Source organism: Winslowiella arboricola (assembly GCF_025527015.1).
Classification (GTDB): domain Bacteria; phylum Pseudomonadota; class Gammaproteobacteria; order Enterobacterales; family Enterobacteriaceae; genus Erwinia; species Erwinia arboricola.
The window spans coordinates 1-19,108 of the sequence record NZ_JAODIM010000036.1; the positions used below are offsets into that span (position 1 = coordinate 1).

Below are 19,108 nucleotides of genomic sequence, written 5' to 3' on the forward strand. Positions count from 1 at the left end.
TCATATCGATTAACAGTCGTATGGGGCTTTTCTCTTTTATATCCTTTGCAAATGCTCAGGATATAAAGATCCAGAGCACCCACCAGACAGTCTACCTTAATGAATTTCCTACTGAGAAAGAATATTACTAAGATGTGCGCTAAATTTGTTTATTATGCAATTGCACTGAAATGTGCTTCAGTTCCACCTTAATTTAATAATGCGTTCTGTTACATAAATTAATAATATAACCCCCTGAATGAGAAGAAGATTTAACACTACAAAAATCATTATCTCAGGTCGTAACGGCCCTTCGCCCTGGCTTTAATCGATATTTATAAAAAGGGTGCTCATGGATCATGCTCACAACATCCAACAGGCGGGGACTTACCCCGCCGTTGGGTTGCCTTACCCGCTGGATTTGCAGGCCATGGTAACCGCAACCTCCATATTGCCCTGCCTTATGCGGAACTCACAAATTGAATCCCGTATTATCAATCCCAACATAACTATTGTTACGACGATAATTCTCAGACTAAGCACTACAAGTTTTTGCAGCATCATGGCCTCCATGCATATTGCATTTTCCTGGGTAAGAGGCTAACCTGATGTTGTCGAGCATAGGACTAGCCTCATATCAATTAACGTTGGTATGGGGCTTTTCTCTTTATGTCCTTTGCAAATGCTCCGGATATAAAGATCCAGAGCACCCGCCAGGTAGTTTACCTTAATGGATTCCCTTCTGAGACAGGAGATTGCTAAAATATGCACAAGCTCTGATTATTATGTAATAGCAACGAAATATTTCAATTATACACTATCAATTTAATAAAACTTACGGTTATTTCAATAAGTAATATAAATTACCTGTACCTTTCTACTAAAAAAAGTACAACAATCATTATCTCATGTCGCAACAATCTTTCTCACTGGCTTTAATCGATATTTATAAAAAGGGTGCTCATGGATCATGCTCACAACATCCAACGGGCGGGAACCCGCCCCGCCGTTGGGTTGCCTTACCTGATGGATTCGCAGGCCAGTCTGGCGACAACCTCTAACCCTCCGTATTTAACCGACATTTCACAGAGGGAACCTCGCGTTATAAACGTAAATGTAAAGAAAGTTACGTATATAAATATCACGCTAAGTATAAATAGTTTTGCTGCCATCTGTGGCTCCTTCTTCCATTGCTTTTCAGCGGGGAAAAGGCTACCTTTATGTTGTTGGGCATAAGGGTTGGCCTCACTTGGTTTAATATCAGGTGGGGCCTTTCTCTTTCTGTCCCTTACGTATGCTCAGGACAAAAAGATCCAGAGCACCCACCAGGAAGTTTACCTGATTGAATTTCTTCCGTGAGCGAGAATTCACAAAACACGAATCAGATCTGATAATAATGCAATACCCGTGAGAACCCCATCACAGACAAATATAATATTTAAAATCATTCAAAACTCGATTATTGAACACAGGGAAATATCGTTTTAAACGTTCTCAAAACATTCTCTCCCCGCCAAACTCTGCTACTATGCCATTTTCGCTTATTACGACAGAAGCCTATGACCCCGACCCCTTTATTACGCGCGGTTGTTCGTCAGTTTGGTATGGCGGCGCAATGCGTCGAGCTTGAGCGATATGATGATACCTTGCCGTCCACTGGCAGTATTGCCGTAAATATGCTGTTAGCGGCCATCAATCCCTCTGATTTGATTACTATCTCGGGCGCCTATCCTGCGCGCACGCAACTTCCTTTTATTCCTGGCTTTGAAGGGGTCGGTAGTGTGACTTCTGCCGCAGGCAACAAACGCGTACTGCCGCTTGGTACTGCTGGCGCATGGCAGAAGATTAAATACAGCGATCCAGCCTGGTGTTTTCCGGTGCCGGACTGGCTCACTGACGAGCAGGCAGCCACCAGCTATGTCAATCCAATGACCGCATGGCTAATGCTAACCGAAGCCGTGCATTTACCTGCTGGCGCAAAGCTGGCGATCAATGCCGCAAACTCCGCCATTGGACTGATGCTGTTAAAAATGGCCAAACGTCTGCAGCTGGATGTGGTAGCGATCGTGCGTAGTCAGCAGGCGGCGCAATCTCTTGATGCTGCATCAGTGATGATTATGCCCTCCGCTGAACATCGGCACACCGCGCAGGCATTAAAAACGACCGGAGGAGTCGATGCGGTGCTGGATTGTATCGGTGGCAATAGCGCGCTCACGCTGGCAACTGCACTTAAGCCGGGCGGTAAGTTTATCTCCTATGGCCTGCTCTCCGGCCAGGCGATCCCCAAAGCCTTCTGGCTGGAACGCCCGGATATCGAGTTTAGTTACTTCCATCTCAGGCAGTGGATCCATCATGCCAGCCAGCCGCAAATTGCCGCAAAACTGGCTGAAGTATTTGCACTCATCCGCGATGGTGTAGCCGCCACCCATATTGCCGCTATCTTCCCGCTGACAGAAATCGCCGATGCCTTGCGTTTTTATCAGCAGCAGCGTCCCGCAGGCAAAATACTGATTCGCTGCTAAATCTCCATGCGCTTGCCGTCAAACCCTGTTGCTTCACTATGTGAAGCAATTTGCTGTCGATTTTTATGAGTGCTCTCACGTAACCCTGCATGGCAATGGCAACACTTTCCTGTGCCGATACACTCCAGCTACGTTTCAGGTAAATAGTAATAACCTGTTTCCTACACCCAGACACGGTTACGGCAGAACTCTCTGCGAAGGCAGTGGTAAATAATCTATTTACCTGGAGGAAAAGTGGACAATTCCAATACGCAAAGCGCCGGACATTATCAGGGCGCCACAGACAAAAACACGGCGGGACGAACCCGAAAAATAATGCTTTCTGCCGGTATCGGACATTTTATCGAATGGTTTGATTTTGGTTTATATGGCACGCTGGCGGCGATTATTGCCAGTAATTTCTTTGCCAGTGGTGATCCAGCGGTCGCATTATTAAAGTCATTTGCCGTTTTTGGTTCCGGCTTTCTGATGCGTCCACTCGGTGGCCTCTATTTCGGCTCAATGGGCGATCGGCTGGGCCGCAGAAAAGTACTGGTCACCGTTATCGTTATTACGTCGTTTTCAACGTTTATTATGGGTATTTTACCGACTTATCATCAGGTTGGCATTATCGCTCCGACATTGCTGGTGTTAACACGCTTATTACAAGGATTTGCTGCTGGCGGTGAAAGTTCCGGCGTTATTACCTATCTGGCGGAAAGCGCCAAACCTCATCGTCGCGCCACGCTGACCTGCTGGAGTGAGAACTTCAGCTTTATGGCCTTTGTATGTGGTTCAGGCCTGGTTCTGTTGTTAACGCATACCCTTGGCGAACCCGCGATGAATGACTGGGGCTGGCGTATCCCGTTCTTACTTGCCGCCCCACTTGGCCTCGGCGGCTTATATATGCGCCGCAATATGGAAGACTCCGCCGAGTTTCATAAACTGAAAAACAGCGGAAAAATTGATAAATCTCCGCTGCGTACTTCTCTGCGCACCTCGGGTAAAGCGCTGCTGTTCTGTGTCGGCTTTGTCGTAGTGAAAGCGGTAAGTAGCTGGGTGTTACAGTCATTTATGCCCGGCTATTTGTCTACCCATCTGCATTACAGTCGAACCGATTCTTACTTAATCACGACTCTGGGTTTATTGAGCGTAGCGATTTGCATGCCACTGACCGGATATCTCTCCGATCGTATTGGTCGCCGCCCGGTGATGCTGCTGGGATGTGGCGGATTTATTTTACTGACTTATCCGGCGATGCTGTTGATGACCCATGGTTCGGTCGCCACCTCCGTTGGCGCCATGAGTATGCTCGGCATATTTGTTGCCTTATTTAATGGTGGCTGCGGTGCCGCAATGGTGGAGTTATTTCCGACAGCGATCCGTTACGGCAGTATTGCCATCGCTTATAACATGACAGTGGCACTATTTGGTGGTGTTACCCCACTGGCTTCGGCCTCACTTATTTCCTTCACCGGCGATCCATTATCTCCTGCTTATTATGTGATGGCGACTGCAGTAATTTCATTTATTGCCGTACTGATGTGTAAAGAGACCGCCGGCAAGATCCTTGATTAAAGATAACAATAACGGGAGTGCAGTATGAAAATCGTCGATATCCAGTGTTTTCCCTTAAAGATAACACCACAGGATATTTATCTGGGAGGTAAAACAGATGACAGCCTGCCAGATTATTATTATCGCGATGAATATCGCTGTGTCTATTCACGCAAAATGGAAACCTGTCTGGTAAAGATCACCGCGGACAACGGTCAGACTGGCTGGGGCGAAGCGCTGGCGCCAGTGGTGCCACATATTGTTGCTGAGATTATTAATCACCTTTTTAAACCGTTACTGCTGGGTGCCAGCCCTTTCGACAGCAATGTCCTCGGGGCTAAAATGTACGACTCGATGCGTGACCGTGGTTATATCACCGGTTATCAGGTAGATGCGATTGCCGCAGTGGATATTGCGCTGTGGGATTTAAAGGGTAAATGCCTTGGCCTGCCAGTGTGGCAACTGCTGGGCGGCGCCTGGCGTCAGTCGGTGCCATGCTATGTATCCGGTTTACCGCAGGCGGAACTTGAGCAGCGCTGCGAGCTGGCGATTAGCTGGCGTGAACGTGGCTTTACCGCCATCAAACTGGCGCTCGGTTACGGAGTGGCAGAAGACGTCAAAAATGTACGCGCCATTCGCGCTGCGGTCGGGGATGACCTGTCGCTGTTCCTTGATGCCCACTGGAACTATAGCGTCAGCGAAGCCTGCGACCTGCTGGAGAAACTTAAACCCTTCAGGCTGCATTTTCTTGAAGCGCCATTACTGCCGGAGGATGTGGCGGGCCACCGAGAACTGCGTCAGAAATCCAGTGTGGCCATCGCCCTCGGCGAAACCGAACGAACCCGTTATCAGTTCCGCCCCTTTATTGAGCAGCGGGCGGTGGATATTTTGCAGCCCGATGTCGGGCGCACCGGCATCAGCGAACTGATGCGCATCGCCTCACTGGCGGAAACCCATAATCTGAAGGTTGCTCCGCATCTCAGCGTCGGCCTCGCGCCCTGCATCGCCGCATCCATCCATGTTGCCGCTGCCCTGCCCAATCTGTTTATGCTGGAGTTTCAGCCGCCGGTATTTGACGTGGCAAACAGCCTGCTGCATACCCCGCTGGTGTGCGCCCAGGGCCACTATCAGCTGCCGTCAGGCGCTGGCCTCGGCATCGAAATCAATGAAGACGTGCTGCAAGAACATCTCTGGAGTCCGTCATGCTAAAAGGTAACGTACCGATTCTCGCCACCGCATTTAATCAGCAGGGCGAAGTGGATATCCCCTCGATCCGCAAACTGGTGACATTTCTGCTGCAGCAAGGCATCGATGGTCTGGCGCTGTTTGGCAATGCTTCCGAAGGTTATGCCCTCACTGGCGCCGAAAAACAGGCTATCTTCTCCGCGGTGAAGGAGATGACGGCGAATTTACCCCTGGTGGTTGCGGCGGGTGGAGCTTCCAGCCAGGTAGCCATTGAAGAGATTAAGCTGGCAGAGCGCATGGGAGCACAGGTGGCGATGGTCAATCCACCGGCAGTGGTCAAGCCCGGGCCAGAAGAGATTTTTCGCTTCTATCGTGATATCTGCGCACACTGCGATATTGAAATTATGATTCAGGATGCACCGATGATGACCGGGGTGACGATACCGGTCGCCACGCTGGTCAGCCTGTGCAAGACCTTTCCACAGATTCGTTATATCAAAGTTGAACAACCGCCAACAACATTGAAAATCAGTCAGTTAAAACAGGCTTTAGCTGATGATATTGGGCTGTTCGGCGGTCTGAATGCAGGATTTTTGTATGAAGAGCTGGCACGTGGCATTACCGGTACCATGCCCGCCTGTGAGTTTCCCGATGTCATTAACCGCATTCTGGCTGCCTGGCAACATGACCAGCAGCAGGCTCGCGAGATCTTCTATCGTTACCTGCCCTTTTTACGCTACGGCGTCCAGCCAGGCATTGGCGTTGCCATTCATAAAACGATTATTCACCAGGCGGGATTGTTCGCCACCGACAGGGTGCGCGATCCGGCAAAACGCATCGATGACCTCACGCGGGAAGAGCTGCGCCAGTTAACTGATTGTCTGCCACTGGCGATTCTGGAGGAGGGAAAATGAACTATATCGCCGTCGACTGGGGAACCAGTAACTTTCGCGCTATACGCGTCACTGACGGGCAGATCGCCGCCATCGTTCAGTCAGATCAAGGCGTTGGGCGTTGCCAGCGTGAAATGCTGCCGCTGATATTGCAGCAGCAGATCGCGCGCCTTGGCGAGCATTATCACCAGCAGCTGCCGGTGATTGTATGTGGCATGGCAGGCAGCAATATCGGCCTCTGTGACGCCGGTTATCAGTCCCTGCCGCTGGCGTTTAGCGCCTTACAGGATAAAGGCATTCCGCTTCCCGGCATCCTGCCCAATCCGCTCACCATTAAAGCAGGCATCTCCAGCCCGGCGGAGTGGGAAGTGTGTCGCGGTGAGGAGATGCAGCTGCTTGGCGCCCTGTACCTGAGTGATGCCCGGATCTTCGCCGCAGTTGGCACCCACAGCAAGTGGCTCACCGTCGATCGTGACCACCAGCAGATTACCGGTCTCTGCACCCTGATGTCTGGTGAGCTGTATAATCTGCTGTTAAATCATTCAGTAGTCGGCAAAGGCTTGCCGCCACAAACCTTCTCCCGTGAACATTTTCTTGCGGGCGTCGATAGCGCCGCGCTGGCAAAAGCGCAGCAACGCGATCTGATGACCGAGCTATTTCGCTGTCGTGGGCGCTATATCCTTGGGCAGTTTGATGCCGCTTACGCCGCCTGTTGGCTGTCCGGATTTCTCACCGCCCATGAACTGCTGACCGGCCACCCGCGCCAGCAGCCGGTTTGCTTTATCGGTGCTTCATCACTGCTTGAGCATTACCAGCTGGCCAGCCACCATCTTGAATTACCCTGCACCACGCTGGCAGCAGAAGAGGCATTAATTGCCGGACTCAATAAGGTATTTGAACATGATGTTTAATGGACCGGTGGTGGCTATTTTACGCGGTATCACGCCGCAGGAATGCCTGCCGCAGGTGGAATGTCTGCTGCAATATGGCATTGCTGATATTGAGATCCCAGCCAACTCTCCTGACTGGCAAACGACGATTCGCCTGCTGAAACAGCGGTTTGGCAACAGTATTCATCTTGGTGCCGGAACCATCACTGAACCGCCGCTGGCAGAAGCCGCTGCGCAGGCGGGAGCAGATTATATTCTGACGCCTGACCTTAATCCGGCAGTCATCAGTCGCAGTCGGGCATTAAGATTAAAAATCTGCGCCGGGGTCTTTAGCGCCAGCGAGATATTCTGTGCCTGTGCATCAGGCGTAGATGCATTGAAAATTTTCCCGGCAGCCGCCCTGCCCGTCGATTATCCACAACTGATTAAAGGGCCACTGCAACAGCCGATACCGTTTTGTGCCGTGGGTGGCATCAACTTGCAGAATATCGCCGCGTATTTATCCCACTATGACGGCGTGGGGATTGGCTCAGCGCTATACCAGCCGGGCCAGTCGCTGGAGCAGATGCACCAGCGCTGCCGCCAGTTAGTGGCACAGCTATAACGGCTTATACACCACCAATCTTTTGCGCGGCGCAAAGCAGAAAGGTCTTCAGCTTATCCAGATCTTTTACACTGCCGGTAAAGTTAGAGAGGGCAATCGCGGCCTGCATACCAGGGATCATGCAGGCCATGCGATACTCATCGTCCTGAAAGGATTTCACAAACACCTGATTTTTACGCGCCAGTGCAAGGTCTTCGGCAATCAAATTAAAATCATGAATGCCAATCAATGCGATAATCTCTTCATCGCTCTTATGCGCCAGCAGCTTTAAACCAATCACCGAATCAATTGCCGCTACCGTATGGTAGTTGCCAATAGCGCGCGCCACGCTGACCCCTTTTCGGGTATGAATCAGGTAGACCACATGGCGATCTTTCAGCACGCCAATCACAATAGAAATATCGTGTTTGCCAATCTCTTCCAGCGTATCAATTACCGCGGTGTAAAACGCAGAGTGATGTATCGACAGAGCCGAGATACGATGCACGCCGATACCGACAGAGTATTTGCGTTTTTCGTTGCGATGCACCATATCCAGCGACAACAACGACTGCATAATACGAGTGACTTTGGCAGAATCCAGATTAAGCCGCCGCCCCATATCACGAATGCCAACCGGTTCGCGACTGGCCGCTAACAGATCAAGACAACGAAAAGCGTCACAGATTGAATGATTTAACATGTTATAACTCCCCCGCGACAGCATGGGTTTATACTACAGCGTGCAGCACCACAGCTGAACCACGGTGATACTGATATGTGATGTTGCCTCAGCGATTCCCCGCAGCCACACCATCCGTCACATCCCCCTTGCTGTCATCTTCCACACCTCAAAACATCATATATCCGTCATATAGCGCTGCTAATTTGCTGCCATTGAGATCGATCTCATGATGCAAAAGTGAGCAGCGAATGAGTGATTTATTGCAGGTAGCAAAACTGGCTGGGGTATCGCGAGCCACCGCAGCACGCGCTTTTTCCTCGCCGGATCTGGTGCGGGAAGAGACGCGCAACAAGATATTTGCCGCCTCAGAACAACTGGGATTTCGTCCCAATCATATTGCACGCCAGCTACGTACCCAGTCGACACGCATGATTGGCGTGTTGCTGCCTTCGCTGCAGAATCCGATTTTCGCCGCCCAGCTGCAGGCAATGGAAAACCTTGCTCAGTTGCATGGCTACTCGCTGCTGGTCGCCACCAGCAACTATCAGCCGCTGCGTGAAGCAGCGATAGTGGAAAATATGCTGCGCCAGCGGGTTGACGGGCTGGTGCTGACAGTCGCCGATGCGGATCACAGCGCAGTACTGCTGGATCTGCAACGTGAAGCGATTCCACTGGTGCTGGTGCATAACTCGCCACAGCGTCTTGGCTTACCGGCGGTGCGCGTCGACAACCGTCTGGCCGTGATGCAGGCCACCGGGGTATTGCTGAAGCTTGGTCATCGTCATATCGGCATGATTGCCGGGCCGATGCTGCAATCCGACCGCGCACGCCAGCGCTATCAGGGCTACTGCGATGCGATGTCAAAGGCCGGATTGACTCCCGCTGATGTCGTCGAGATGCCAGACCATATCCATTCCGATCTTAATACCCTGCTGCCGCTACTGCATGGCCCGCGCGCTTTTACCGCCCTGCTCTGCACTAACGATCTACTGGCGCTAAGCGTGATGGGCGAACTGATGCGTACCGGCTACCAAATTCCTCGGCAAATCTCGGTTATCGGTTTTGATGGCATCGAAATGGGACGGATGCAGTTTCCTTCACTCAGCTCCGTGGTACAGCCACTGGAAGAGATGGGGCGCCTGGCGATCGCGCATTTACTGGCGCAAATCGCCGGAGAAACCCCGCCGCCCGGATGTCTGGCTCACCAGTTCCGATACGGGGAAAGTATTGCTCCACCCGCGACACAAACACTTTGATGACTTAACCAACACCAGGGAAATCCTATGTCACAGAATACATCCGCTAAAAAACTGGCGCTGGCCACTCTGCTGGCAGGCAGCGCGCTGTTCAGTCAGATGGCTTCGGCTGCTGAAGCCATCTGCTACAACTGTCCACCCGAGTGGGCGGACTGGGGCACGCAGTTACAGGCGATAAAAAAAGATCTTGGCATTAGCGTGCCGCAGGACAATAAAAACTCCGGCCAGGCGCTGGCGCAAATGGTGGCGGAAAAAACCAATCCGGTGGCCGATGTGGCTTACCTTGGTGTCAGCTTTGGCATTCAGGCGGCGAAGTCTGATGTAGTGACCACTTACAAACCTAAAGAGTGGGATAATATTCCGGCCGGGATGAAAGATCCAGACGGCAAATGGGTCGCGCTGCACAGTGGCACCATAGGCTTTATGGTGAACGTCGATGCGCTGAACGGTCTGCCGGTGCCACAATCGTGGAATGACCTGCTGAAGCCAGAGTACAAAGGCATGGTCGGTTTCCTCGACCCTTCCAGCGCCTTTGTCGGTTATGTGGCAGCAGTGGCCGCCAATAAAGCGCTCGGCGGCACGCTGGATAATTTTGCCCCGGGCATCAGCTACTTTAAACAGCTGGCGGCCAATAAACCCATCGTGCCAAAACAAACCGCCTATGCGCGCGTGCTGTCGGGCGAAATCCCGATCATGATGGATTACGATTTCAACGCCTACCGCGCCAGATATAAAGATAACGCCAACGTGGTGTTTGTTATTCCGCAGGAAGGCACCATCACCGTGCCTTACACCATTAGCCTGGTGAAAAACGCCCCGCATGCTGACGATGGCAAAAAAGTGATCGACTATGTGTTGTCAGACAAAGGTCAGGCAATTTGGGCCAATGCCTTCCTGCGTCCGGTACGCGCCAGCACGCTGTCAGCTGATGCGAAAAAACGTTTCCTGCCGGACAGCGACTACGCCCGCGCCAGCACCATCGATTATCAGCAGATGGCTGACGTGCAGAAAGCCTTCTCCAGCCGTTACCTGAGTGAGATCCGTTAATGAGCGTTTCAGCAACGCGCCACACGCAGCGTCCCCGTCCGGGAACGTTTTTCAGCCGCTTTGTGGCGAGCCAACGCCGCCAGTTCCCGTGGATGGTGATGCCTGCGTTACTGTTTTTTGCCGCCTTCTGGTTGTTGCCGTTCGCCACGCTGATTGCGATGGGCAGTCAGCCGGATAACAGCTCGCATATCAATGCTTACTGGACGGTGCTGACTCGCCCGCAGTATCTGGAAAGCCTTGGCATTACCCTGCTGCTGTCGTTGCTGGTATCGCTGGCGGCAGTCGCGATTTCGGCGGTAGTTGCCTGCTTTCTTGCCCGTCATGATTTTTCCGGCAAATCACTGCTGCTGGCGATCCTCACCTTTCCTCTGGCGTTTCCCGGCGTGGTGGTCGGATTTCTGGTGGTGATGCTTGCCGGACGTCAGGGACTGCTGGCCCAGTTGGGGTTAGCGCTGGTCGGCGAACGCTGGATGTTTGCCTACTCCCTGAGCGGACTGTTTATTGGTTACCTCTACTTCTCCATTCCGCGGGTGATTATGGCGCTGGTCGCCGCTTGCGAAAAACTCGATCCCACGCTGGAAGAAGCGGCGCGTTCGCTGGGCGCCAGCCAGTGGCGGGTGATTTGCGACGTCATTGTACCCGGTCTGGCGCCAGCGCTGATCTCCAGCGGCGCGCTCTGTTTTGCCACCAGCATGGGCGCTTTTGGCACTGCCTTTACCCTCGGAACCGATCTTAACGTGTTGCCGCTGACCATCTACGGTGAGTTTACGAATTATGCCAACTTTGCCACCGCCGCTGCGCTCTCCGTGGTGATGGGGGGCGTTGCCTGGCTGGCGCTGATTGTGGCGCGCAAACTGGCGGGCGAAAACCGGGAGGGTACGCTATGAAGCGCCGCCCACTGTTCTGGTTACAGCTAGGATTTACGCTGTTTATCTGCCTGTTTATGCTGGTGCCGGTGTTGTTATCCTGCCTGGCTGGCATAACCAATAACGCCTTTATTGGCCTGAAAAGCGGCCTGACGTTGCGCTGGGTTGAGCAGGTATGGGCGATGTATGCCGATACCGTCTGGCTGTCGCTGCTGATTGCCATTTGCTGCCTGCTGCTGGTCACGCTGTTGGGCGTTCCCGCTGCCTGGGCGCTGTTAAAACTGCCCTCCCGCTGGGCAAGCCGTATCGAAGAGTGCCTGCTGCTGCCAGTTGCGCTGCCAGGGCTGGCGACGGCGCTTGGCATGCTGCTGATTTACGGTCATCTGCACTGGTTGCGCGGCAGCTGGTTGTTTATTTTAATTGGCCATGTGCTGTTTACCCTGCCGTTTATGGTGCGTCCGGTGCTGTCGGTAATGCGCGCCAGCCATCTGCCGCAGCTGGAAGAGGCCGCCGCCAGCCTCGGCGCTGGTTTCTGGCAACGCTTTTTTAGCGTGATTATCCCTAACTGCCGTAACGGCATTCTGGCCGGCGCGTTTATGGTACTGACGCTGTCGATGGGTGAATTCAATATTACCTGGATGCTGCATACGCCATTAACCAAAACGCTACCGGTAGGGCTGGCGGACAGCTACGCCTCGATGCGTCTGGAGATCGGTTCGGCCTATACCCTGATCTTCCTGGCGATGATTTTACCGTTATTGCTGGCGCTCAGCTGGATCTCCCGCTTTAGCCAACGTCCGGCTAAAGCCACGCCTGCCACACCTCAGGAGTCACACTGATGTCTCAATCTGTTGCCATTCGTTTACGTCAGTGCGCCCGTCGTTTTAGCGACGATGCTATCGCACTGCATCCGCTCGATCTGGATATCAACGCCGGGGAAACCCTGGTGTTGCTGGGTCCGTCGGGCTGCGGCAAAACCACCACTTTGCGTATTATCAGCGGCCTGGAACAACCGGATGTCGGTGGCGAAGTGTGGTTCGGCGATCGCAATGTCACTGCCTTACCGATTGAAAAACGCAATGTCGGTATGGTGTTCCAGCACTATGCGCTATTCCCGAATATGAACGTGGCGCAGAACGTCGGTTACGGTCTGCGGATTCAGGGCCTGCCGCGCATCGAAATCAACCGGCGCGTCGAAGAGATGCTAACCATGGTCGATCTGCAACATGTAGCGCAGCGTCCGGTCAATGCGCTCTCCGGCGGTCAGAAGCAGCGTGTCTCACTGGCGCGCGCGCTGGCGGCCCGGCCCAAAGTGCTGCTGTTCGACGAGCCGCTGGCGGCGCTGGATGTCAAATTACGCGAAAAATTGCGCGAAGATATCGGACAGCTATTGCGCCAGCTACATATCACCGCTGTCTATGTCACCCATGATCAGCAGGAGGCGATGGCGCTCGGCGACCGGATCGCGGTGCTGGAAAAAGGCCGTATTGCGCAAATCGCCACGCCACAGACCCTCTATCAGCAGCCCGCCACGCGCTTTGTCGCCGATTTCGTTGGCGCAATTAACTGCCTGCTGCCGGAATCCGCCGATGGCCCCGGCCTTTACTGTCGCCCGGAAGATATCACGCCAGGCGCCGTCGAGGGCGCGCCACATAGTGGTCGTATCGTGCAGCAGCTATTTCTTGGCGCCAGCCAGCGTCTGATTATCGATACTGGTGGCCAGCAGCCATTGCAGGTTGATCGCCCGGCACGTGAAATCTGGCGGAGCGGCCAGCAGGTCGGGCTGTTTATCGCCGCCGATCGGCTAATGCATTTTCACAGTAAACAGGGAGAAGTATGCTGATGACCGCACAAACCGTATTAATCGCGCAGATTAGCGATCTGCATATCAAAGCACAGGGAAAACTCTCTTACGGCAAAGTCGACACGCTTGGCGCGCTGCGCAAGGCGATCGCCAGCCTGAATCAGCTAAAACCGCGGCCGGATTGCGTGGTGATCACCGGCGATCTGGTGGATTTTGGTCATGCCGATGAGTATCAGACTCTGCGTGAAGCGTTACAGGCGCTGGAAATTCCGTGGTATGTGATGGCGGGAAATCATGACGATCGCCAGCAGCTGAAAGCGGCGTTTGCCGACCATTCTTATCTCGATCAGCATGCGGAGCGGGTAGAGTGGCAGGCGGAGTGTGGTCCGCTACGTCTGCTGGCGCTGGATTCATCGGTGCCGGGCCAGCCACAAGGTGAACTGGTGGCGGAAAGCCTGCTCTGGCTGGATCAGCAGCTGCGGCTTCAGCCAGATCGTCCGACGCTGGTGATGCTGCACCATCCGCCTTTTATCAGCGGCATCGATCATATGGATCGTCAACGGTTGATCAATCCGCAGGATCTGGCGGCGATTATTGCGCGTTATCCACAGGTGGAACGGGTGCTTTGCGGTCATTTGCACCGCAGTATGCAAGTTCGTTTCGCCGGTACGCTGGCATGTAGCGCGCCAGGCGCATCGCATCAGGTGGCGCTGGATTTACAGCAGGATGGCCCGGCTCATTTCTGTCTTGAACCGGCGGGTTTTCTGCTGCACCGCTGGAGTGAACAGCAAGGAATGGTGACCCATCAGTGCGTCATCGATCATTTTCCCGGCCCCTGGCCGTTTTATAGTGCCGATGGCGCACTACTGGATTAAATATTGCGGGTCGCATGACTGCGACCCTTCGATTACAGCGATAAATCGATCACCATACGGCCGGTGATTTTGCCATTTTTCATCTCTTCGAAAATGGTATTGATATCGTTAAGTGGACGTTTACTCACTTTCGGCACCACTTTGCCTTCTGCGGCAAACTGGAACGCTTCTTTCAGATCTTCACGGGTTCCGACCAGCGAGCCCACGACCTGAATACCGTCCAGCACCAGCCGTGGAATATTCAGATCCATCGATTCTGGCGGCAGGCCAACAGCGACAATCCGCCCACCGGCACGCACGCAATCCACCGCCGAATTAAATGCCGAACGAGCTACTGCGGTCACTACCGAGGCGTGCGCGCCACCAATCTTCTCCTGCATGATTTTTGCCGCATCTTCTTTCAGCGGGTTGATAACCAGATCGGCGCCCACGCTCTGCGCAAACTCCAGCTGCGCATCATTAACATCAATCGCCACCACTTTAGCGTTAAACACGTTTTTGGCATATTGCAGCGCCAGATTGCCCAGTCCGCCGAGACCGTAGATGGCAATCCACTGGCCAGGTTTAATTTTTGAAACTTTCACCGCTTTATAGGTGGTGACACCGGCGCAGGTAATACTGCTGGCGGCGGCCGGATCCAGGTTCTCCGGTACTTTCACCGCATAATCGGCTACGACGATGCACTCTTCCGCCATGCCGCCATCAACCGAAAAACCGGCGTTTTGCACATCACGACACAGGGTTTCATTGCCGCTATTACAATATTCACAGTGCCCGCAGCCCTTGTAGAACCAGGCGACACTGGCGCGTTCGCCCGGTTTCAGAGAGGTCACGCCCGGACCAATCTGTTTAACGATGCCGATCCCTTCATGGCCGAGAATAATCCCCGGCACTTCACCAAAATCGCCATTTTTAACATGCAGATCGGTATGACAAACCCCGCAATACTCCATGCTTAACAACGCTTCGCCATATTTCAGCTCACGCAGCGTTTTGTCCTGAATTTCAACGGAATGATCCGGTGTAACTACAGCTGCTCTCATAAATCCCCCTGATTGCTGACGCGTTAAACAAAATTAAGCGTAGAACATCCACTTTAGCTGACGATAAATAGTTTAATAACTTCTGATATCGATCAAAAGAGAGGCGTTAAACTACCTCTTCCAGCTCAAGCTCCAGGCGGGGTGAAGTCTGATTACGGCCGTTGCGTTTCGAATGATAAAGACGCTTATCCGCTGCGGAAATCAGGGCGTTAACCGTTTCAACGCAGCTTTTTACCCGCTGAGATTCACTGGCAATACCGATACTGACGGTAACCCCAACAGTATTCCCCTGTAGCGCAAACTTATGCGCAACAATCGCCTGACGAATCTGTTCAGCAAACTGGAAGAGCGCCGTGCGGTCCTGATCAAAAAACACCACCACAAACTCTTCACCGCCAAAGCGACAAACCATGCCGTGATCGCCGACCACATTGCGCATCCGGTTCGCCATCTCTTCCAGCACCGCATCACCGGAATCATGACCAAAGCTGTCATTAATCGCTTTAAAATAGTCGATATCAATCAGCATCACGCCAGCACTCTGCGGTTTATTGTGCGCCTGAGCATCGCGCAAACGCAGCTGTTCATAGAGTCCCGAGCGTGACAGCAGACGCGTAAGAAAATCGTAGTTAGCGCGCAGCGCCAGCTGCTTATTAAGCTGCAGAATCGCATCCATACTGACGGCAACAATCAGCGGACTGATCGCCAGCGTGGCGATTCCGAGGCGGGCAGACACCAGATGACTTAGCGCCAGGAACTCATCGGCGCCCTGAATATTCATCACCCCGCTCACCACCAGCATAATTTCGGTGACGCCGGTCACCAGCGTAATCAGGCTGGTGACATGCAACGGATAAGCAATTGCGCACCAGATTAGCGCCGGTAACGGGAAGGAGAGACTGCCGCCGCCGCCAATAATCGCCGCCACCGCCACTGACGCGGCCAGCGCAGCAACCGGTAGCAGATCCTTTAAGCGGCAGGGTCTTAACACCAGATTAATGCTGGCGGGTAAAGTCAGCAGAAAAGGCAACAGCAGCACGCCAGTCGAGAACTGTTCGCTGACCCAGTCGCTCCACGAAGTGAGGAAATTGCCGCCCATCCAGCCATCCTGAACCAATGTTCCCCAGCTGGCGCTGAGCAGCGCGGCCAGCAGACTGGCGGGAAAAATCTGTAACGCGCGCACCGGCCGGCTGAAACCGGCAGCCGGTTTATTTCTCTTAATCAGCAGGTTAGCAACGACAAAGATAAAAATAATATTGGCGAAGTTAATGGTAACCGACAGCGATGCCCAGCCGGAAAACACCATATCGTAGAATATCATTGCCAGATAAGTGATCAGGTAAATACGCGTGTTATGCAGGAAAGGGAAACGGACAATTATGGCGGCGACAAGCGCGTTGACCGGCCAGAATAATGACAACTCCTGCGGCATACGCAAATGGGCACCGATAAAACAAAACACTACAGTGAAAACAAAAATGGTTATCCCGTTGGCTTTATTATTATTTTCGTCAAACAGTTTGAATCGCATACGCCCCAATACCTGTGATATTTACCCTGAAACGACATCAGCCAGTGTCAGCTGCTATCGGTTGCGACGTCTGCAAAGCAATAAGGCAGAGCCTGAGCTTTATTTTAATCTGCTCAAACAAAAATAATCGCAATGTTATTCTGTAGCCTGTTGGTTTATAAGATTAATCCTGGCTGCAGCGGGGCCAATTTTATCACAGGAAATAGTTAACGGGCATAAGAAAGCGAGTGACGCCAGAATAGCGTCACTCGCTTTAATCCATCGCTGACAAAATTATTTAGCTGCGGCTGGCCACTGGCTAAGCCTGATGCCACGGTCATTGGCATTTTCACTAAAGTCCTTCAGCACTGCTTTTACATCAGGATCAATATACTCGGCGTTATCATGGTCGACGATCACCACACTATTTTCCGGGATCTCAGCCAGCAATCCCTGTAAACGCGGATTATGCATAAAGGTCAGATTCTGCTGAAAACGCAGAACGTAATGGTCATCATAACGCGTCAGTTGCAGCGCATTGCGATGGCTTTTATACACGCTGTACAGGATCTGTGTGGCAATACCCAACCCTATCCCCGCCAGCATACCGAAAACGATAATCCCACCAATGGTGACAATAAATGGCACAAACTGCTGCGCGCCCATGCGGATTTGATCGACAAACAGGCGCGGTGGCGCCAGCTTATAACCGGTATACAGCAGCACGGCCGCCAGACTCGCCAGCGGAATCGCATTAAGTAAGTTGCTAAAGTAAAGACCGCACACCAGCAGCAGCACGCCATGGACTAATATCGATACTTTACTCTGCGCACCGGCGCTGACGTTTACCGAGCTACGCACAATCACGGAGGTAATCGGTAAACCGCCAGCGAACCCAGCGACCAGGTTACCAATACCCTGCGCGCGCATCTCTTTATCCGGCGAAGGTGCCGGGTTCTGTGGCCGCAGTTTCTTCAGCGCTTCCTGGCTCAGCAGGGTTTCCAGGCTGGCGACCAGCGCCAGCGTTACCGCCACCACATACACGGAAGGATTACGCCATGCCTGCCAGTCTGGCCGCTGCAGTTCACGCGTCAGCTCGCCGAGTGAGCCAAATTCCGGCAGCGAAATACGCGGCAGGTTGCTGACAAACTCCGGCTGGATGCGATCGCCAAATACCGTCGCCAGGCAGCCAAACAGCACCGCAATCAATGGTCCGGGGATCCAGTTCAGCGCTTTTACCCGCTTCACCATCGGCGTGGTCCACAGCCAGAGGATCGCCAGCCCGATGCCCGCCACAATCATCGCGGATGGGGAGAAACTGAACTCGCCGCTAAACAGCGATGCGAGTTCAGTGTCGCCTGACGCGCCGAACGCTACCGGAATCTGCTGCATAATCAACAGAATGCCGATGGCCGCCAGCATGCCTTTAATCACACTGCCGGGCACCAGCGTAATAAAGCGTCCGGCACGCATCACGCCGAACATAAATTGCAGTACGCCCGCCAGCACCAGCGCCAGCAGAAAGGCGGAGAAAGAGCCCAGCGTCTCAATCGCAGCCACAACAATGGTCACCAGTCCGGCGGCGGGTCCGCTGACGGCAAAGCGCGACGGGCTGAGCGAGGTGACAATCAGGCCACCAATCACTCCGGTGAGCAGACCAACAAATGGCGGTAAACCACTGGCCTGGGCGATGCCCAGACACAACGGCAACGCCACCAGAAACACAACCAGGCCGGCAGGAAGATCCTGACGAAGCGTTCTCAGATTCATGGTGTGGATTCCTCTGTGGATTGCTGGATTAACTCTTTCAGATGTCCTGACTGCAGATCGTAAACGCAGCCAAACACATCCAGCGCAATGCCCTGCCGCCAGGCGGCAATCACCGGTTCGGTCGCCACCAGCCGCGAAAACTGGGCAAGCACATTCGCTTCAACCAGACGGTTCTGTCGGTTGCTCTCTTCATCTTTATCGGCATGGAAAGCGGTTAAACCGCTCTCCAGCGCGGCGCGCAGCTGACCAATTCGCCGCGCCAGCGCCGAGTCCTGGTTATCCAGTGGACTATCAGGCAGCGCTATCGCGGCCTGCACACCACCACAACCATAGTGGCCGCACAAAACAATGCGTGAGACTTTCAGATATTCGAGCGCGTACTGCAGCACGCTCATAAAGTTGTCATCGCTGTCGATCACCATATTGGCGATATTGCGATGGACAAACAGTTCTCCGGGATGCGCGCCGGTCAGCACCTCCGCCGGAACACGGCTGTCAGAGCAACCAATCCATAACGAGTGCGGCTTCTGCTGATGCAGATTATTGTCGAAATATTGCGGATTACGCTGGCGCCGCTGGAGTGCCCAACTGCGGTTTTTTGCTAACAAGGGTTTAAGTGTCGTCAAAATAATAGTCTCTCTCTGGGAACAAACAGGCTTCTATC

At 53.2% G+C, this 19,108-nt stretch carries 19 protein-coding genes; 12 read left to right on the plus strand and 7 right to left on the minus strand.

Annotated elements, in window-relative coordinates; all coding sequences use genetic code 11:
- Window positions 1-387: 387 nt before the first annotated feature.
- The gene (locus N5923_RS24765; protein ID WP_407704376.1) at window positions 388-552 is read right to left on the minus strand and encodes a Hok/Gef family protein; all 165 of its coding nucleotides are present in this window, start codon (window positions 550-552) and stop codon (window positions 388-390) included.
- 446 nt (window positions 553-998) lie between these two features.
- Complete coding sequence (locus N5923_RS03785) at window positions 999-1,151, minus strand: Hok/Gef family protein (protein ID WP_267141204.1); 153 nt, start codon at window positions 1,149-1,151, stop codon at window positions 999-1,001.
- Window positions 1,152-1,538: 387 nt separating this feature from the next.
- On the opposite strand from N5923_RS03785, the gene N5923_RS03790 reads away from it, so the two are divergent.
- From N5923_RS03790 to N5923_RS03815, 6 genes are all read left to right on the plus strand, one after another.
- Window positions 1,539-2,501, plus strand: a complete 963-nt coding sequence (locus tag N5923_RS03790) for a zinc-dependent alcohol dehydrogenase family protein (protein WP_267141205.1) — start codon at window positions 1,539-1,541, stop codon at window positions 2,499-2,501.
- A 315-nt stretch (window positions 2,502-2,816) separates the two neighbouring features.
- Complete coding sequence (locus N5923_RS03795) at window positions 2,817-4,058, plus strand: MFS transporter (RefSeq protein ID WP_267141254.1); 1,242 nt, start codon at window positions 2,817-2,819, stop codon at window positions 4,056-4,058.
- A gap of 24 nt (window positions 4,059-4,082) precedes the next feature.
- Window positions 4,083-5,246, plus strand: coding sequence for a mandelate racemase/muconate lactonizing enzyme family protein (locus N5923_RS03800; RefSeq protein WP_267141206.1), 1,164 nt, complete (start codon window positions 4,083-4,085; stop codon window positions 5,244-5,246).
- Window positions 5,240-6,136 carry a dihydrodipicolinate synthase family protein gene (locus N5923_RS03805; protein WP_267141207.1) on the plus strand — a complete coding sequence of 299 codons (897 nt, stop codon included), beginning with the start codon at window positions 5,240-5,242 and terminating at the stop codon, window positions 6,134-6,136. The genes N5923_RS03800 and N5923_RS03805 overlap by 7 nt, the downstream gene beginning before the upstream one ends.
- Window positions 6,133-7,026: a 2-dehydro-3-deoxygalactonokinase gene (locus N5923_RS03810; RefSeq protein WP_267141208.1), complete on the plus strand. Its 894-nt coding sequence runs from the start codon at window positions 6,133-6,135 to the stop codon at window positions 7,024-7,026. Before N5923_RS03805 ends, N5923_RS03810 begins: the two co-directional genes overlap by 4 nt.
- Window positions 7,016-7,609: a beta/alpha barrel domain-containing protein gene (locus N5923_RS03815; RefSeq protein ID WP_267141209.1), complete on the plus strand. Its 594-nt coding sequence runs from the start codon at window positions 7,016-7,018 to the stop codon at window positions 7,607-7,609. The genes N5923_RS03810 and N5923_RS03815 overlap by 11 nt, the downstream gene beginning before the upstream one ends.
- Window positions 7,610-7,613: 4 nt before the next feature.
- Here N5923_RS03815 and N5923_RS03820 read toward each other — a convergent pair whose 3' ends face one another.
- Entirely contained in the window at window positions 7,614-8,291 is a 678-nt protein-coding gene (locus tag N5923_RS03820; protein WP_267141210.1) for a helix-turn-helix domain-containing protein, read from the minus strand.
- Window positions 8,292-8,521: 230 nt separating this feature from the next.
- Here N5923_RS03820 and N5923_RS03825 point away from each other — a divergent pair, with 230 nt between their 5' ends.
- From N5923_RS03825 to N5923_RS03850, 6 genes are read left to right on the plus strand one after another with little or no spacing between them, the layout of a single operon-like run.
- On the plus strand, window positions 8,522-9,529 hold the full coding sequence (locus tag N5923_RS03825) for a LacI family DNA-binding transcriptional regulator (protein ID WP_267141211.1): 1,008 nt from the start codon (window positions 8,522-8,524) through the stop codon (window positions 9,527-9,529).
- A 27-nt stretch (window positions 9,530-9,556) separates the two neighbouring features.
- Window positions 9,557-10,576 (plus strand): ABC transporter substrate-binding protein, encoded by a 1,020-nt coding sequence (locus tag N5923_RS03830; protein ID WP_267141212.1) that lies wholly within the window; start codon window positions 9,557-9,559, stop codon window positions 10,574-10,576.
- Window positions 10,576-11,463: an ABC transporter permease gene (locus tag N5923_RS03835; RefSeq protein ID WP_267141213.1), complete on the plus strand. Its 888-nt coding sequence runs from the start codon at window positions 10,576-10,578 to the stop codon at window positions 11,461-11,463. The genes N5923_RS03830 and N5923_RS03835 overlap by 1 nt, the downstream gene beginning before the upstream one ends.
- A complete protein-coding gene (locus tag N5923_RS03840) occupies window positions 11,460-12,281 on the plus strand; it encodes an ABC transporter permease (protein WP_267141214.1) in 822 nt (273 codons plus the stop codon). The genes N5923_RS03835 and N5923_RS03840 overlap by 4 nt, the downstream gene beginning before the upstream one ends.
- A complete protein-coding gene (locus N5923_RS03845) occupies window positions 12,281-13,285 on the plus strand; it encodes an ABC transporter ATP-binding protein (RefSeq protein ID WP_267141215.1) in 1,005 nt (334 codons plus the stop codon). Before N5923_RS03840 ends, N5923_RS03845 begins: the two co-directional genes overlap by 1 nt.
- Window positions 13,285-14,121, plus strand: coding sequence for a phosphodiesterase (locus N5923_RS03850; protein ID WP_267141216.1), 837 nt, complete (start codon window positions 13,285-13,287; stop codon window positions 14,119-14,121). The genes N5923_RS03845 and N5923_RS03850 overlap by 1 nt, the downstream gene beginning before the upstream one ends.
- Window positions 14,122-14,153: 32 nt before the next feature.
- Here the strand turns inward: N5923_RS03850 and adhP are convergent, their stop codons facing one another.
- The 4 genes from adhP to N5923_RS03870 all read right to left on the minus strand — a co-directional run bounded on the left by adhP (window position 14,154) and on the right by N5923_RS03870 (window position 19,076).
- On the minus strand, window positions 14,154-15,164 hold the full coding sequence (gene adhP, locus N5923_RS03855) for an alcohol dehydrogenase AdhP (protein WP_267141217.1): 1,011 nt from the start codon (window positions 15,162-15,164) through the stop codon (window positions 14,154-14,156).
- A gap of 106 nt (window positions 15,165-15,270) precedes the next feature.
- Complete coding sequence (locus N5923_RS03860; RefSeq protein WP_267141218.1) at window positions 15,271-16,695, minus strand: GGDEF domain-containing protein; 1,425 nt, start codon at window positions 16,693-16,695, stop codon at window positions 15,271-15,273.
- A 273-nt stretch (window positions 16,696-16,968) separates the two neighbouring features.
- The gene (locus N5923_RS03865) at window positions 16,969-18,444 is read right to left on the minus strand and encodes a SulP family inorganic anion transporter (RefSeq protein WP_267141219.1); all 1,476 of its coding nucleotides are present in this window, start codon (window positions 18,442-18,444) and stop codon (window positions 16,969-16,971) included.
- The gene (locus tag N5923_RS03870) at window positions 18,441-19,076 is read right to left on the minus strand and encodes a carbonic anhydrase (protein WP_267141255.1); all 636 of its coding nucleotides are present in this window, start codon (window positions 19,074-19,076) and stop codon (window positions 18,441-18,443) included. Before N5923_RS03870 ends, N5923_RS03865 begins: the two co-directional genes overlap by 4 nt.
- Between the last annotated feature and the right edge of the window lie 32 nt (window positions 19,077-19,108).